This is a genomic window from Vibrio sp. NC2 (assembly GCF_025195005.1).
In the GTDB taxonomy this organism is placed as follows: Bacteria; Pseudomonadota; Gammaproteobacteria; order Enterobacterales; family Vibrionaceae; genus Vibrio; species Vibrio splendidus.
On record NZ_JANVFC010000001.1, the window covers coordinates 1 to 14,984 of the forward strand.

Consider the following 14,984-nt stretch of genomic DNA (forward strand, 5'->3'; position numbering starts at 1 on the left):
AAAGACATCAGCCATTACCTGATGAGTTACTATAATCGGCAACGGCCTCATCAAGCAAATGATGGGCTGTCGCCAGTGAATGCCGAAAATCGGCTTAAGTCAGTGTCCGGTATTTGTTGACCACTACACTGTGGTACAAAAAGCAATTGAGAGTTTGTAGAGAGTAAGAGCCGTTACTTTATAAATAAGTAGTGAAGGGATTGGTAGAGATACCAATCCCTTTTGTTTTGAATGTGCTGAATTGGGTTTGGATATAAACGAGTTATAGCAATGACTTAAATTTGGTAATTCGGACAACTTTTGGGGCTGGAAAGTCGCTTAGCGAAGCGCCCAGTCCTATTGGTGCAGAACAATCAAACAAAAGTTCTTTAAATACACATGACGTAGAGAAAGCCCCCCATAAACCAAACCTGTCAGGATTTTTATTTCGCGTGACAACTTTGAGTACTTGCAGCAAAAAATGCCAAAAAGCCAAACTAACTAAGTAGAACGCCCCTTTGATATTGAACCTTGGCTATCCAAATCACATATTGGTTTGGTTGAGGCCTATCGCTAATTCCGCGGTGACCTTGTTCATCATGTCATAAACCGGACCTTGGATACCCATTGAATCAGCTTCGAGGGATGACTTTAAAACCGTTTCACCAGTATTGCTATCAATCAGGTGCAATCTCATATAAGACAGATGGTTACCTAGGTCCCAATAATATCTATAAGTAAACTTGGCGATATAGGTTCGCTTCTGCTTTGTTGAATTGCCATTCCAAATTAATGCCGTACTATTGAGAAGCGCTTGAACGCTTTTTATTGTTTCTTTAGGTGTCTCAACGCCATTTTGCAACAAGAACCCTGAGGCAACGTTCGGAGATACAGCGAAATTTAAGCCTTGAGGTAGCGAACCGATTCTATTGGCCATCGCGACAGTATTTGCCGTGCTTACGACTACACCCACCGCTTCAAAGTCAGTATTTGTTACAGGACCTCCTGAGTTTCCAGGAGAGATCGGGGCTGTAATTTGTATGTTGCTAGCGTTACCATCAAACCCATACAAACTGCTGATGTTTCCCGTAGTCAGCCTTGCATAATCGCCCAACATAGACGAGAGCGGGTAACCCGATACATAAATGCTATTTCCAACTTCAGCGGTAGCGAATTTTATTGATTTCAAATCACCGCTGTCTGCTTTAAGGAGGGCTAGATCATTATGTTCATCAGTAGCAATAACGGTAGCCGGAATGTTCTTTCCCGCATAACTGATAGTAATGTCATCTAAATCTTTTATTACATGGTAATTGGTGAGCCATTTGTTTTCAGCCACCAAGAAACCGCTGCCAGTGCCAGATTGAGCAAAATGCTTGCCGCCATGACCGAATTCTGATGAGATTTGTTTATCTTCTAAATACTTCAAGATAACCGGACCAACACCAATTCGGTCCTCAACCTCGTCACTTTCAATTACAACATGAATGTTATTGTTGCCTACGGCAGTGTTATCAACAACGGCTACTTGTGATGACACACAACCCATTAAAGATAAAGACACCATACATAACAAAAGTAACTTTTTCACGAACATCTCCAAAAAGAAAAGGGGGCAGAATTCTACCACTAACCTTATTGTTCTTTGATTGATCATTCGTTTCCAAATGCTACAGAAATGCTCGAAGTAGCTAGATAGTATATTAGAAAAAACCGGATAAGCGTTAGCACACCAAAGCCTGAAGCTACGCTTTTAAAGCACTTCATTATCAAGCTCTCCAGAGTTCACTCAAACATGAGCCTCAATTGAAATTGTAGGAACACATGAAACATACCACAAACCGAATTGGCATTGAGAAAAACGCAGCTGAGACAATTCTGGCTCAACTCATTGATTTTCTGTCTGAATACAGTGTTTTCGCCAACAACGCACGAGCTCAACATTGGAACGTGCGAGGCCCATAATTCGTTTTCTTATGTAGCCTTTTTGAGGAGATCTATAGAGAAGTGATAGATCAAATTATGAATGAGCTTAAACTATGAGAAGAAAGGGGAGGAACTGAATACCGATGGCGGCATGTGCATTTACACGTTCAGCGATAAAGAAGGTTCTCCCCCTCGGTCGTCAATCTACAGGGGTGATGAACTCAACTTGAGGGGGAGGGTGTTTCAAAATCGACGAACACACGGCAGCCTATCAGCTATTGAAAAGTATTGTGATTGCGCCTGATATGAATGGAACGCACATGCATTCCAATTGAAAGATTTAGCGTTATAAAACCTACAACGTATAAGCGTTATTCGATTCCAACCACTCTTTTACGGCTCGGTTAAAAGTGACCAACTTCTGCGGTGTTACTCTTCTTTGAGCATAGATAAGGTTTAGCTTTTGGGCTTTAATCGACCATTCTGGGAACACGTGAATAAGCTTACCTTGTTTGATCTGCTCTTCAACTTGATAGAACGGCAAGCTGGCGACACCTATCCCTTGCATTGCTAACTCCAAAATTGAACTGTAGGTATTAGAGCTAACACTTCCGGTTACTTCAACATGGTAGGTTTGTTCGCCATTGATCAACTCCAGCTGATTCCAACGTTCATTTTGACTGTTAAGAATGAAGCTGCATTTATGGATGTCTTTGGTGGTGGCGAGTGGGTAAGTTGATGCGTAATCCGCACTGCAAACGAGAACATTGCGGATATGCCCGAGATCGTTGGCAATCACATCATTAGGCAGTTCATCGTAGGCTCGGAAAGCAATGTCAAAGTCGCCAGACTCTATCTTCTTTTTCATCGGCCCAAAGTCGAGAATCAAATCCACTTTTGGGTACTCTTGCTTGAAAGTAGGGATGATATGACGACAAAGCGCACGCCCAAACTCTATCGGCGCGGTAATTTTCAAATCGCCTGCCACTTCCTGCGTCATGTCTAAGACACGCATTTCCGCTTCGGTTGCTAATAGTTGAATTTGCTTCGCTTTCGAATACAACTCTTCGCCCACTTCCGTGAGGCTGATAGAACGAGTCGTTCTGTGAAACAGTTTAGAATTCAATGTTTCTTCGAGTCGTTGTACATGCCGAGACACCAAACCTTTTGACACATCCAATACTTCAGCGGCCTTGGTGAAGCTTTGCTCTTCGGCGACAGTCAAGAAGGTCTGCATATAAATTAAATTCATCATTAACACCATTTAGTAAACAGTGAAGTCATTTTGTACTGTTTTTCTCACTCTTTCAAGAAACTAAGATTCAAAACGTAAACAGAAAGGAGAAGAACAATGAACAAATTACTACTTATTACCGCTGCAATGGCTGCCTCTATGAATGTTTCAGCTGCCTCTGTTGTAGAAAGCAACCCAACATTGGTTGGAGACTCATTCGGCTTTGTTGAAGGCCCAACATGGGATGTGGAACATCAACATTTCTTGTTTAGCGATATCCCAAATAACACAACCTATTCTTACGATCTTAACGGCAAGCTGAGCGTGTTTGATGACAATTCTGGCTATGCTAATGGTCTCGATATCGATGCGAAAGGCAACCTGTGGGCTGCTCGTCATGATAGAAAGCTGTCGTACCGTCAGGGCAACGGAGAGAAAGTGATTGTCGCTGCAACGTACAACGGCAAACTGCTTAATAGCCCTAACGATTTAACCGTTAACAGTGATGGCAGCGTGTGGTTTACCGATCCTCCGTTTGGTATCCAAGGTTACGGCCCAGCAAAGGCAGAACCAGAGCAACCGGTTAATGGCGTTTATCGTTATTTAGATGGTGATCTAAAGTTGATCACCGGAGAGTTCAAGCTGCCAAACGGCATCGCTTTTTCTTCTGATGAATCTTCGTTATACGTTGCCGACACGTCTGATGGCTGGGTATACCGATTTGATGTTGATGGACAGTCACTCAGCAATAAGACTCAGTTTGCCCAAGCGAAAGCGGAATCTGGCTCAGAACCTATGGTTGATGGTGTTGCTGTTGATGCTGATGACAACCTATTTGTTGCAGCGCATGGTGGTGTGGGTGTGTTCGATAAAGACGGTAAGCAAATAGACTTTATCGCTATCGATGCTGGCCATATTAGTAATCTAGAAATTGGCGGGAAACAGCAAGACTTACTGATGGTGACGGCATACAACAAAGTGTTGGTGTTCAAGCTTAAGTAACACCTTACACAAACGAAAACAAAAAGGGACGGGTAGAAATACCGGTCCCTTTACTAGTTTGAATAAGTCGAAATTGGGTTAGCGCAATACGCTTTAATAGCACTGTCGACGATTAAGGTTTAGGTTGATTGGCTTCTATATCTAGCGCCGTTTGATTTGGCCTACTGAAGTACTTCTTCCATTTTATTGGCATCATAGGAATGACGATCAGGCTAATACCGACAAGGGTCAACATGCCTGGAATCTCGTCAAACCACATCACGCCAAATAGGGTCACAAACACCAACCCCGAGTATTCTGCGAGAGCAATTTGGTTTGCTGGCGCTTTTTTATAAGCCACCACCACAAGGGCATGGTATCCCAGAACGAATAGGTTGATTGCCATAATCCACCCAACATGACGCCATTCAATCGCCGCCCATGCAGGCAGAGCAAGAGCCAACGCCAACGGCAGAGTCATCACACTGGTCCAAAATAGTGTCGAGATAATGTGTTGTTCTGCGTGAAGACGTTTAATCAAAATATTGCCGACGCCCATCGCGAGCGCACTGCCTAAGCCCGCAATAGCGGCCCAGTGAAATTGCTCTGGACGCAACACGATTAACACACCCAAGAAGCCAATCAGTGTCGCGACCACTTTTGATGATGTCGGCTTCTCTTTCAGTAAAACAATAGAAAGCGGGAGCATAAGAATGGGCCCAACATAGAACATCGCATTTGCAGTCGCCAAGGTGAGGTGTGTGATGGCAATCATTGCGCAGCCGCTTCCCATTAGGATGAACTGAGCCCGCAAAAAATTGATGCGACAACCACCTTGCATGCGCGTCTCTTTGGGTAGCTTTAGCCAAAAAGGGAGCAGCAACATCACGCTCAATAGCTGGCGGATAAACACATATTGGAACGTGGGCACTTCACCGTTCAGCACTTTTAGTGAGACGTCTGAAAAGGAGGCGAGCAGGTTGGCGAATACTAAGAGCAAAATCGCGTGGTTGGTGGCTTTGGTCATACAGAAACGGCGCTACATATTTGTCATACAATTATGGGCGCACATAATACATGAGAATCGAAAATATGTAAGAACAAAAAACCAAGTAAGAACAATGTCGTTCGATGCTTAGTGATATGGGGTGCGAGATCTGCTATTACGACCTGAGTTCAGTAGGAGAGTGCCCAGTCCAATTTTTGAATGCTCGACTGAATGCGCTCGAGTCTGAAAAGCCAAGTTCGTGAGCCACATAGGTAATGTTGCCGTCGTTTTGATTCAGTAACGTCATGCTCAGCTCAAGTCGGTATTTATCGAACAAACGACGAAAGCTCACACCTTGTTGTTTAAGCTTACGATTCAGGGTTCGAGGGCTGATGTGAAGATTATTCGCTACGCTATCTAGGTTGGTGTCTTTCACCGCGAGCACCTTGAACGTTTCATTCACTTTGTAGATCAAGTTAGTTTTTAACGTTTTTTCCATCTGTTGATCGGCGATTCGTACTAACTCTGCATGAAAGTCAGCTTGGAATTGGCGAGGTTTCGCCTGGACAAGATCGTTAGGAAATAGAAGGTAGCGGGCGGGGAAGCCCTCTTTCATTTCAACATTAAAGACACGCTCATAGATGCTCAAGAACTCATCACCGATGGTGTTCTTGTGGATGTGAATGGCGAGCTTTTGATTCGGCGCATTAAGGTATCTGCGAACGAGCTTGATCATAATACTGAAATAGAGCCCCAAGCTGATGTGTGTCATCAGTGTGGTTTCGTCAATGTACTCGGGTGTGACGCCCCAAAGCTCGACTTCACCATTTTCTGTTTCACGGCTGAATATTTTCAGTAGCGGATGTATATGAATGGAATATCGACTCAGCAGTTGGCAAAAGCTGGCGAGATCTGGCGCGGTGAGCATGGCCATGACCGGCGCGCCCATTTCAAGCTCATCGAAGTAGCGAGCGGACTCATCAAATAGGTCGATCAGTTCATGATCAAAGCGTTGGTAGATATTGGTGATGGCGGTTTGAAGCTGATAAGCCGAGATCGATTCGGCGGAGCAAAGTTGTTTATAGACCTCTGCTCCCGACCAGATATCGCTGCTGTCTCCAATTCTAGCCTGTATAGCAGAATCTAAAGTTTTAAACCAAAAAATGGGCAATTGAGTACTAAAACTTTCCACCATAACTCCCTGTTATTGCTGGCGATTGAAGAGTGTTCTTCTCGGTAATATGTCCAAATTAAAGGATTTGTTTCGGGTTACAAGTAATGAAAACCTCAGTTCAATCTTAGAATTTGTAATCAACACCGACTGAAACCACATATTGTGATGATTGGTAATACTCAATATTCGAATTCGTTGTCTTCGCGCCGAGTAGTGATACCAGAGACCAGTTTTTCGCATCAAAAATATTGGCATATTCATAAGCAACGAAGGCGCCAAAGTCTTTGTCTTCACGTGTCTTATTAAAGATTGGGTTCTCTTTATCATAGCTGCGTTTTGCTGCATTGAGTGTTAAAGCAAGACCATGATTTCCGTATCTTTTCGCTAGGTTGATTTCCGCGCCAAGGCTCAAGAACGATAGTGCATCACCCTCAGAATCTGAAGAGAAAACATTCATTGAAGGTGTGAGAATGCCTGACCCATCTTTCAAGAAGTACTGATAACCAGACTTGAGATAAAAGTACTTTCGTTCTCGAATCATCAATGCGCGTTCTTCTTCGGTTAAACCAAGCCCCTTTAGGCCGGTGTTTTCTTTTTTAACGTCTGACTCACCAGAAGCGACATCGAGATTAAAGTTCGAGCCCATTATTCTTGAAAGCTGCATTCGAACCACAGTGCCAGTGAGGTCGGTTTCTTTCCTATTTGAGTCAACAGCATAAGGGTCATCCCATACTTCGCCAGATATCAGAGTCGGCAAGATAGAAAAATCGACCACCATTCCGCTTTCCACTTGCTGCCTATATCCAACTTCAAATGCCAACGTACCTGTGATGATGTCGTCTCTTGAGGTACCTAAGAAAAACTGTTTGTGATTCAAAGCGCCAAAGGTGTATTGCACTGAACCCAAAACCGCGACCATTCCCTCTGCTTCCGTATTACCCGACGACATTAAATCGGCTTGAGATTGATGATTGCTTTGACCAACATCGAGGTTGCTTGAGTTTGCGGTGAAGCCAGTTAGGAAGGTCATGTTGCCACTGAAGCCTTCGCTTGGTGCTAGAGCTGCGAATGAGTGTGGCGCAAGCGTCAGGCTTGCCAAGAATAGGAAAATAATATGTTTCATCAAAAGACTCGTACTTAAATGGTTTTCTAAATTGAACTGTTTTGAAAGTGAATTGCTTTTTAAAGCGCAATCGGGGCTTTTTTGTTTGCCCAAGGCTTGGCGTGTTCTAGTTGATAGGCCAATTCAAATAGCAGGCGGTCGTTGCCTCTTGCTGCGGAAAAGTGGCTACCAACAGGAAGGTTCTGCTTGTTCCAATACAAGGGAACCGACATCGCCGGATTGCCTGCCACGTTTTCGATTGGCGTGTAGGACATTAATTTCTCTGAACGTGCCCATATCTCTTTGCCGGAATGCGTTTTCTGGTTGAAATATTCGATGTCCAAAGGAACATGGTTTGCACAAGGGGTGAGCCAAATGTCGATGTTTTTAAAGAACTCTCGGTTGTGATTGGTCGCGAAGTTTCGGCATCGTTCTTGAGAGTCGATATACAAGCTAGGAGTTGCTTTTAAGCGAGCTTGCATCGTGCGAGCTAAATAGACGACGTTATCGCTGACTTTGTCTGGCATCGATTCTAGCGGCATACCTAAGTGGTCGAATTGCTCAGCAAAGCTTGCCATCTTGTTGCCAAATACGCCCATATAGTTACGCATGAACACATCGCCATCTTGGATTGGTTGTTCAACTTCGATAACGATATGCCCAAGGCTTTCGAGCAAAGAGACCGTAGAACGAATGGCTGCAAGCGTATCTTCATCAGGAAGCCTACCGTGGATATCTTTAAGGGTGACGCCAATCTTTATCTGACGGTTAAGAGAAGCATTAACCATTCCTATTGGGGTTCGAGGAAAAGGCGTCTCAAAATCATTCTTTGTATGTTGCTCTGTGACTGAAACAGCCAAAGCTGCGTCACGAACGGTTCTCGACATAAACGATTGATGAGTAAAACCTTCGTTTGTTGAGCCATCAGTTAGCCCTGAGATCAAAGATTCTCGACTTGGCTTAAAACCAAAGATCCCAGTCGCCGAAGAAGGCATACGAGAAGAACCGCCGCCATCAGTAGAGTGCACTAAGGGTACATAGCCAGCTGCAATCGCCGCTGCGCCACCGCCAGTCGATGAGTGAACACCTCGGCTTAGATCCCATGGGTTGCGTGTAGCGCCGTAAAGGGAGTTCTGTGTGCAGCCTAGTGTCATCATCTCAGGGATGTTCGTCATACCAATGGTGTTCAGCCCTGCATTTTGAGTCGCTCGAATAAACCAAGAGGTCGCGTTGGGTTTTCTGCCTTGGTTTAGCTTCGAACCCAGGGTGCATTCAAGCCCAACAACATCAACGCAGTCTTTCACCAAGAAAGGCACGCCAGCAAAGGGTGAGTTCGGGTTAAACGAGTTTGCACGCTCTAGCGCTAAGTCAAAGCACTCAGAAACAACTGCATTAACTTGATCGTTGGTCTGGCGAATTTTATAGATGGCTTCTTGTACGAATTCTTTTGGCGAGGCTTTTTTGTCTCTTATCAGGTTCGCCATCTCGGTCGCATCCAGTGGCGAGTCAACGGTTTGGTGATCTGAAGGCAAATTTGTTGGCGAAGTTGGCGTTGCATTCGCTAAGGTAGGCAGAGAGATAGCCGCAGCTGAAACTGCACCTTTCCCCATAACTTTGAAAAAATCTCTGCGTTTTAATTCATTGATAGTCATCGTTTCTATCCCAAGTTAGAAAGTCACTATCCTTGTTTTGAAACCTAGCTCGCTAGGCTTAGCGTCACTCCGTGTGCTGATTTATGGGACTAGAATAAAGATTGGCGTGTTGGCTTGCAGTGCAAATACCGCCAATGTTCATACCATTCACGCCAACTGGTTTGTCGGGTTATGTATAGGCCATGCTTATTCGATTTGTTTGGGGATATGTTGCTTGGGTATGCGCTGCTCTTATATCAGCGCATTGCAGATAGTAACTGTTTGAGCCTACTTGGCAGAGAGGCACTGTCGGGTAGGATCTCGCAACTCAATAATGGTATTGCCTGTGTCGATTCGTTTGAAAGCAGAGTCATTGACTTGGGCATTGCTGAAATCGGTACGGAATAAATCGGCGCGCAGTAAATCGACGTTGAGCATTTGGGCGTGACTCATGTTGGCGTTACGTAGGTCAGCATCGCGGAAACTGGTATTGTTGAGGTTCGCGTGGCTGAAATTGGCGTAGGTGATGTCAGCCTCATTCATGTTGGAGCCTGATAAATTGGCGCCACTAAAATCGGTACGTATCAGGTTGGCGCAACGAAGGTCAACATCTTGAAGCGCTAGATTACTTAGATCGGTATTACCTAATTGTGCTCGTTCGCCGCCTTGGTTTTCCAACCACAGTTTATGCTGTTCTAAAATAGAATCGAGTTGTTGCCAGAGTTTGTTGGTCGAAAGCGAGATAAGCTTTAGGCGATCAAAAAAGCAAACAACCAAGTTAGTCATCTCGGTTATTTGCTTTAGATTTGTTGTTTTGTTGTTTTGTTGTTTTGTTGTTTGGCGTAGGGACGAGCGCTTTTCGAGGTTAAAGCGTATTTTTGTACACCTTACCGTCTTTCATGATCAGTTTTTGTGTCTCTGTGTCAGCGACACATGCGACGCTTTTCAGTGGGTTGCCATCGATGATCAATAGGTCGGCATACGCGCCTTCAACGATCTGACCTAACTTGCCTTCTTGGTATGGGTGTTGATAGGTCGACATCTCGAACAAGCGTCCACAGTTTGATGTCGCCATGCGAAGTGCGGTGATGGTATCGAATACTTGCTCAATCGCACCAAGCTCATTCAATTGTGTCGCGTGAACGTTGGTTTCACCTACACAGTCAGTGCCAAAAGCGATGTTCTGGATATCGTATTTCTTGATAAGCTCTGCCGACTTGAACATCGCTTTGCCTACGCGTTCTGTCTTGCGGTATGTCTCTTCATTTGGCAGCGGGATCTTACGCTCTGCAATCAATGAAGAGGTAAAGTAAGAAGGAATCACCCAAATGCCTTTCTCTTTAATGATTTCTGCAATGTCGTCGTCCATGATGGTCGCGTGTTCGAAAGACATCACGCCCGCTTCAGCGGCTCGGCGCATCGCATCAGAGGTGTGGATGTGCGCGGCAACATAAGTGCCATAATCAGAAGTGGCATCAACCGCGGCTTTCATTTCTTCTGATGTGAATTGCAACGTGTCTAGCGGGTCGAACGTTGAAGATGCACCACCACCCGCCATGATCTTGATTTGAGAAGCGCCCATAAACAGTTGTTCACGCACAGCTTTTAATACTTCTGAACGACCATCTGCCACTTTCATGGCGCCAAGTTTCATCATAGGTGAATCTTCATGGCCGTTTGCTAAACGCTCTTGTGCTTGGTTTTGACGGTAATCTGAGTGACCACAAGTTTGCGAGATAGCCGCCATTGACGGAAGAATACGTGGGCCAGTGGCATAGCCTTTGTCGATGCTGTTTTTAAGGCCAAGCGTATTACCCGCCACGTCGCGAATGGTAGTAAAACCGCGCATTAACATCTCTTCAGAAATCTTTGCTGAGCGAATCGCCACTTCTTCACGAGTCATCGTATCAATGACATTAAAAGAGGCAGAGAGCGTGATATGAACGTGCGCATCAATCAGGCCTGGCATGACCGTACCACCTTGAGCATCAATCGTTTCATCGGCAATCGTTGGGTCAATCTCTCCAATCTGAGTGATCAAGTTATCTTCGATCAGGATCGATACGTTCTCGATTAAGTTGTTATCAACACCGTTAAATACGTTCGCGTTAGTGATTAGCTTTTTCATAGTCTGCACCTTTTGGAAATGAGTGTGTGTCGCTGATGGGGTCATCATATGGGGCGCAGCATTTGAAGAATGGCCATTTGGTGACAAGCAATGACGAGACTTATCTTTTGGTGCTTTTCTATATTTCTAAGTTTTTCCTATTCGAACGTTAAGGTGTATTTCAAATCGTCGTCACCTTGTGTTGAGAATCAATTTACCGAACTGTAACTGGCTCTTAAACGGAAGGACTAAGGAAAATACTGAATGAGTTCATCTACTTATAGGTCGAACGTTAAATTGACAATATCTTATAAAATGTTAAATCGGTGTCAGTATTTAGGGGCTCTGACATTGTTCTGAAATTTAAGTTCGTTCTATGAGGCAACATCCTTACATCAAGAAAAACATATGGTTAAGGATTAACTCATGAAAAAACAAAATATCTTGGCAGTCGCCCTTCTAGCACTGATTATTACGGGTTGTGGAGGAGAAAGTTCATCAGGAGGTGACAACACAACGTCTAACAACGCTAATGTTCCAAGTAATCCAAGTAATCCAAGTAATCCAAGTAATCCAAGTAATCCAAGTAATCCGAGTAATACCGGCTCATCATCTACCTCTCAGCAGCCTGACATTAAAGCTCTTAGCAACAATATGATTTTTGCTATCGAAGGTTTTATCGAAGAAACGGATCCAATCAGAAATTTCTCATCTATTGCCGTCAAAAATGAGCTGCCAGCGTTCAAGAGTGGAGATACTCAGAAGGTTGATGTGATTATCGCTGTACCAACAATCGTTATCGATAATGGCAGCAACTTTGTTAACGATTGGCACTGTTACGAAACCACAGGATTAAGCGCGCAAAGGAAGAATCATCAGTTACTTGTGGACGGTACAATTTCTGAATATCGATACGATATGCAAAGTAACTCTTGTTCTAGTGAGCACTTGGGATCGTATGTGTTTAACGATGCGGTGTTCGACAGTTCGTTGGAATTTAAAACCGTTGGCAGCGTAGTTTCCAAAGATGGAAGTGGGATAGAGTCTAATTTACCTACTTACGATTTTATCGCTCAAGCTTATGGAGAGCAGTCAAAAGAGCGGTTTGGTGATTCTTGGGAATTATTACAGCGCGACAAAATTAATGCAGCAGCTAAGGAGGTTGGGGCCTCGATCTTTGAGTTGAACACTTCATCTGGAAAGATCGATTTGGATCTAGATCAGCTTAATAGCGACACTCTCATCGATTTCGCTTCACTAGATACAAATCAATTATTGAACGGTGCGATTTGGGGGATGCCCGGTCAAGGCGTTGCCGATGAAAAATGGTGCCGAATTGTGAACATTCCAGAAGATCTAAGTCAGAACAGTATTAAGTACCAATCTGTTATCTCGACAAATTGTGCGAGGTCGACACAACGTTATTGTGATGCCTTTGGTTCATCGTTTTCGAGTGGTAACTACCCACCAGCAGCTCCTATCGCTTGGGACAATAACACGGCGAGTAATGCTCAGTTGAACTCAGATGAGCAGTACCGAAGAGATGCTCAAGGTCACTTTGTTGTGAACAGTTCTGGTCAGAATGCGTTTGTCCTTTCATCCAATTCGGTTGTGATTCCTATTTTCGGTTACACCAGCCCGCGAAGTGATGGGCAAGTTAACAATGCCGGCCTCAATAGTTGGGCTGGTCACGAAGGTCACTGCCAAAACGTGATGAATAGCCGACACACAAAGATGGGAATTGGATACAAAGCCAGTAAGTCAGATGCATCGAAGATGTCTTATTGGACGCAAGATTTCAATTAACACACTTATTGCTTAAATACGGGTCATTCATTTAGCGTCGCTATTCTTTTTTAGTTGGTAGTGGCAGGTTACTTGGTAGCAGCAGATCACTCGATAGTGCCATTTTACTTTACAGTGGTACGTGGGCGATCAGGATTATTAAAGGTGGAGGCGCGAGGACACTATGACGATTCATTAATGTCGTGAATGATTTTGAGTAGTGTCATGAAATGGTAAGTTTTGCTTCGATTCGAACGCTAAGATGTATTTCAAATCAAGGCTACTTATCAAATTAGAGAGAGACAGAATGACTAAATCAGACAAAGTTTACGGGTTCAACACTCCACAACGTCTATTCGTAGGTTACACGTTAGCCGTGCTGGTGGACTTAGTAGTACTTAACTTTTTCGATGAGTACTGGGACTTCGTCAACATTGAATCTTTCACTATTTCTTTGATAGCGGCGTTGTTACTGCAGTTGTTGTTGAAGCTCTCTATTGGTTTAGAGCACAAGGTAGCGGATTACTTCAAACAGAAATCTGGAACGGCACCTAAGGTGTATCGAGCACTGTCGACATACATTATTCTTGTTGGCTCAAAATTCGTCATGCTAGAAGCGATAAACCTCATGTTCGGTGACAAGGTGAGCTTCACTGGCCCTTGGGGCGGTGTAGTAGCGTTCTTCGCTGTGGTATTTACGATTCTGGTTGCTGAAGTGATTGTATCGAAGATCTACTTTGCTCTGGATGAAAAGCAAGAATCAAACTTGAAAGAAAAGACAGCTTAAACATAAGTAGAGTAGAAAATTGGGGAGTTTGGAATGAACTCTCCAATGAGAGGGGTTGGCATGTTTGCCAACCCTTTTCTGTTTTATGTATTAAGCGGTTAATCAAATCACAACATACTCAGCATGAAGCTCTATCGAACCTCATTTCAGAACACTAAAAACCATAATGATCATTGTCGAGCCAACGCATTAGATTAAATTAACAACTAGAAGTCAGATAAGATAGGCTCGTTTTTTATGTTGGTAATTAAACAGAATGATTAATAACTTTTAAGTTGGTTTAAATATTGATTTATTATTAATGATGGAATAGGCGAAATTATTAAAATTTTAACCTGTGTCTATTATCCATACTGCTTTTAAGGTGTTGTCTTTTCGATATATAAAATATACCTGATGACAACCCCTAATATTAATAAAATCAATCATTGCTTTAACCAAGATCACAAATATCAATAAGCACTGTATTGCATATTTTATTTTTGGGTTATTTTCCTGCCGCCAATCATAAAGGAAAAATAATAATGAAAAAAACAATAGCGTTAGTGTCTGTAACCGCCTGCCTAAGTCCGTTTGCTTATGCTGATAATAGTAACGTTATCACAGGTGAATCACCTGAAGGTGTCTACGTTCAATACCAATCAACTAACCAAGTTAACGAGTCGATGAAGCAAGAGGGTTTTGCACTGCATCGCTGTGGTATCAATACGCTTCGTAATGATATTCAAGTTAATCAAGGTTTAGATGTTCCTCACAGTCAGATCCAATGTGTGTATTCTAAACCGGGTCAATCAACGAGTGATGAATCTGAATTGCTCTATTGGCACTTGAACATTCTTTACAGCATGGAGAATGAGAACTTCATTGCTGAGAATGAATTTGCTGAGCGTTATACCAGCGAGATCTATACCCATAGCCCTGAATACCTTCTAGACATTGGCCCAAATTATTACCGTCAGCGCTCGGAAGTTGAAGCTTTGGGAATGAAGGTAGGTGAATGTAACCTACAAAAAATCTATTACTTTAGTGCGCCTACGGAAGAGTCATACTTGTCAGATATAGCATCTTGCCCTGTATATAAGGCCGACGGTGAGCTTTCTGGTAATATTACAGTGGAAATTAATCATACCCCGGCTAATTTAGGTTACAGTGAGCGACTTGTTAATTTTTATGCAATTTAATAAATGACTGTATAGTTAATAATTTAAAAATTAGAATTGACTTAGAATGCATGTTGGAATTGACGTTTATTCGCATACGCTAATTAAGCTAAGTCACATCTAATTGTGA

13 protein-coding genes are annotated in these 14,984 nt (G+C 43.4%); 5 read left to right on the forward strand and 8 right to left on the reverse strand.

Going from position 1 to position 14,984, the window contains the following annotated elements:
• Window positions 1-523: 523 nt before the first annotated feature.
• Window positions 524-1,570, reverse strand: a complete 1,047-nt coding sequence (locus NX845_RS00005) for a S1C family serine protease (protein WP_157936575.1) — start codon at window positions 1,568-1,570, stop codon at window positions 524-526.
• 233 nt (window positions 1,571-1,803) lie between these two features.
• Here NX845_RS00005 and NX845_RS00010 point away from each other — a divergent pair, with 233 nt between their 5' ends.
• Window positions 1,804-1,944: a hypothetical protein gene (locus NX845_RS00010; RefSeq protein WP_157936576.1), complete on the forward strand. Its 141-nt coding sequence runs from the start codon at window positions 1,804-1,806 to the stop codon at window positions 1,942-1,944.
• A gap of 316 nt (window positions 1,945-2,260) precedes the next feature.
• Here NX845_RS00010 and NX845_RS00015 read toward each other — a convergent pair whose 3' ends face one another.
• Window positions 2,261-3,157 carry a LysR family transcriptional regulator gene (locus tag NX845_RS00015; protein ID WP_065681164.1) on the reverse strand — a complete coding sequence of 299 codons (897 nt, stop codon included), beginning with the start codon at window positions 3,155-3,157 and terminating at the stop codon, window positions 2,261-2,263.
• Window positions 3,158-3,256: 99 nt separating this feature from the next.
• On the opposite strand from NX845_RS00015, the gene NX845_RS00020 reads away from it, so the two are divergent.
• On the forward strand, window positions 3,257-4,141 hold the full coding sequence (locus NX845_RS00020) for an SMP-30/gluconolactonase/LRE family protein (RefSeq protein ID WP_065681165.1): 885 nt from the start codon (window positions 3,257-3,259) through the stop codon (window positions 4,139-4,141).
• Between the two features lie 112 nt (window positions 4,142-4,253).
• Here NX845_RS00020 and NX845_RS00025 read toward each other — a convergent pair whose 3' ends face one another.
• The 6 genes from NX845_RS00025 to NX845_RS00050 form a co-directional block, all read right to left on the reverse strand.
• Entirely contained in the window at window positions 4,254-5,147 is an 894-nt protein-coding gene (locus tag NX845_RS00025) for a DMT family transporter (protein ID WP_065681166.1), read from the reverse strand.
• 136 nt (window positions 5,148-5,283) lie between these two features.
• Complete coding sequence (locus tag NX845_RS00030; protein WP_004736336.1) at window positions 5,284-6,303, reverse strand: AraC family transcriptional regulator; 1,020 nt, start codon at window positions 6,301-6,303, stop codon at window positions 5,284-5,286.
• A gap of 103 nt (window positions 6,304-6,406) precedes the next feature.
• The gene (locus NX845_RS00035; RefSeq protein ID WP_017084624.1) at window positions 6,407-7,405 is read right to left on the reverse strand and encodes a DUF2860 family protein; all 999 of its coding nucleotides are present in this window, start codon (window positions 7,403-7,405) and stop codon (window positions 6,407-6,409) included.
• Between the two features lie 59 nt (window positions 7,406-7,464).
• The gene (locus tag NX845_RS00040; RefSeq protein ID WP_065681167.1) at window positions 7,465-9,036 is read right to left on the reverse strand and encodes an amidase; all 1,572 of its coding nucleotides are present in this window, start codon (window positions 9,034-9,036) and stop codon (window positions 7,465-7,467) included.
• Between the two features lie 267 nt (window positions 9,037-9,303).
• On the reverse strand, window positions 9,304-9,699 hold the full coding sequence (locus tag NX845_RS00045; RefSeq protein ID WP_065681281.1) for a pentapeptide repeat-containing protein: 396 nt from the start codon (window positions 9,697-9,699) through the stop codon (window positions 9,304-9,306).
• A 181-nt stretch (window positions 9,700-9,880) separates the two neighbouring features.
• The gene (locus tag NX845_RS00050) at window positions 9,881-11,143 is read right to left on the reverse strand and encodes an amidohydrolase family protein (RefSeq protein WP_065681168.1); all 1,263 of its coding nucleotides are present in this window, start codon (window positions 11,141-11,143) and stop codon (window positions 9,881-9,883) included.
• 405 nt (window positions 11,144-11,548) lie between these two features.
• Here NX845_RS00050 and NX845_RS00055 point away from each other — a divergent pair, with 405 nt between their 5' ends.
• The 3 genes from NX845_RS00055 to NX845_RS00065 all read left to right on the forward strand — a co-directional run bounded on the left by NX845_RS00055 (window position 11,549) and on the right by NX845_RS00065 (window position 14,875).
• Entirely contained in the window at window positions 11,549-12,928 is a 1,380-nt protein-coding gene (locus NX845_RS00055) for a CAP domain-containing protein (RefSeq protein WP_260256391.1), read from the forward strand.
• A 286-nt stretch (window positions 12,929-13,214) separates the two neighbouring features.
• Entirely contained in the window at window positions 13,215-13,694 is a 480-nt protein-coding gene (locus tag NX845_RS00060) for a hypothetical protein (RefSeq protein WP_004736325.1), read from the forward strand.
• A 524-nt stretch (window positions 13,695-14,218) separates the two neighbouring features.
• Window positions 14,219-14,875: a hypothetical protein gene (locus NX845_RS00065; RefSeq protein WP_017095197.1), complete on the forward strand. Its 657-nt coding sequence runs from the start codon at window positions 14,219-14,221 to the stop codon at window positions 14,873-14,875.
• Window positions 14,876-14,984 lie beyond the last annotated feature (109 nt).

Coding starts and splice junctions, on each gene's coding strand:
- NX845_RS00010 (WP_157936576.1), top strand. CDS start 1,804: ATGAAACATACCACAAACCGAATTGGCATTGAGAAAAACGCAGCTGAG.
- NX845_RS00015 (WP_065681164.1), bottom strand. CDS start 3,157: ATGAATTTAATTTATATGCAGACCTTCTTGACTGTCGCCGAAGAGCAA.
- NX845_RS00020 (WP_065681165.1), top strand. CDS start 3,257: ATGAACAAATTACTACTTATTACCGCTGCAATGGCTGCCTCTATGAAT.
- NX845_RS00025 (WP_065681166.1), bottom strand. CDS start 5,147: ATGACCAAAGCCACCAACCACGCGATTTTGCTCTTAGTATTCGCCAAC.
- NX845_RS00030 (WP_004736336.1), bottom strand. CDS start 6,303: ATGGTGGAAAGTTTTAGTACTCAATTGCCCATTTTTTGGTTTAAAACT.
- NX845_RS00035 (WP_017084624.1), bottom strand. CDS start 7,405: ATGAAACATATTATTTTCCTATTCTTGGCAAGCCTGACGCTTGCGCCA.
- NX845_RS00040 (WP_065681167.1), bottom strand. CDS start 9,036: ATGACTATCAATGAATTAAAACGCAGAGATTTTTTCAAAGTTATGGGG.
- NX845_RS00050 (WP_065681168.1), bottom strand. CDS start 11,143: ATGAAAAAGCTAATCACTAACGCGAACGTATTTAACGGTGTTGATAAC.
- NX845_RS00055 (WP_260256391.1), top strand. CDS start 11,549: ATGAAAAAACAAAATATCTTGGCAGTCGCCCTTCTAGCACTGATTATT.
- NX845_RS00060 (WP_004736325.1), top strand. CDS start 13,215: ATGACTAAATCAGACAAAGTTTACGGGTTCAACACTCCACAACGTCTA.
- NX845_RS00065 (WP_017095197.1), top strand. CDS start 14,219: ATGAAAAAAACAATAGCGTTAGTGTCTGTAACCGCCTGCCTAAGTCCG.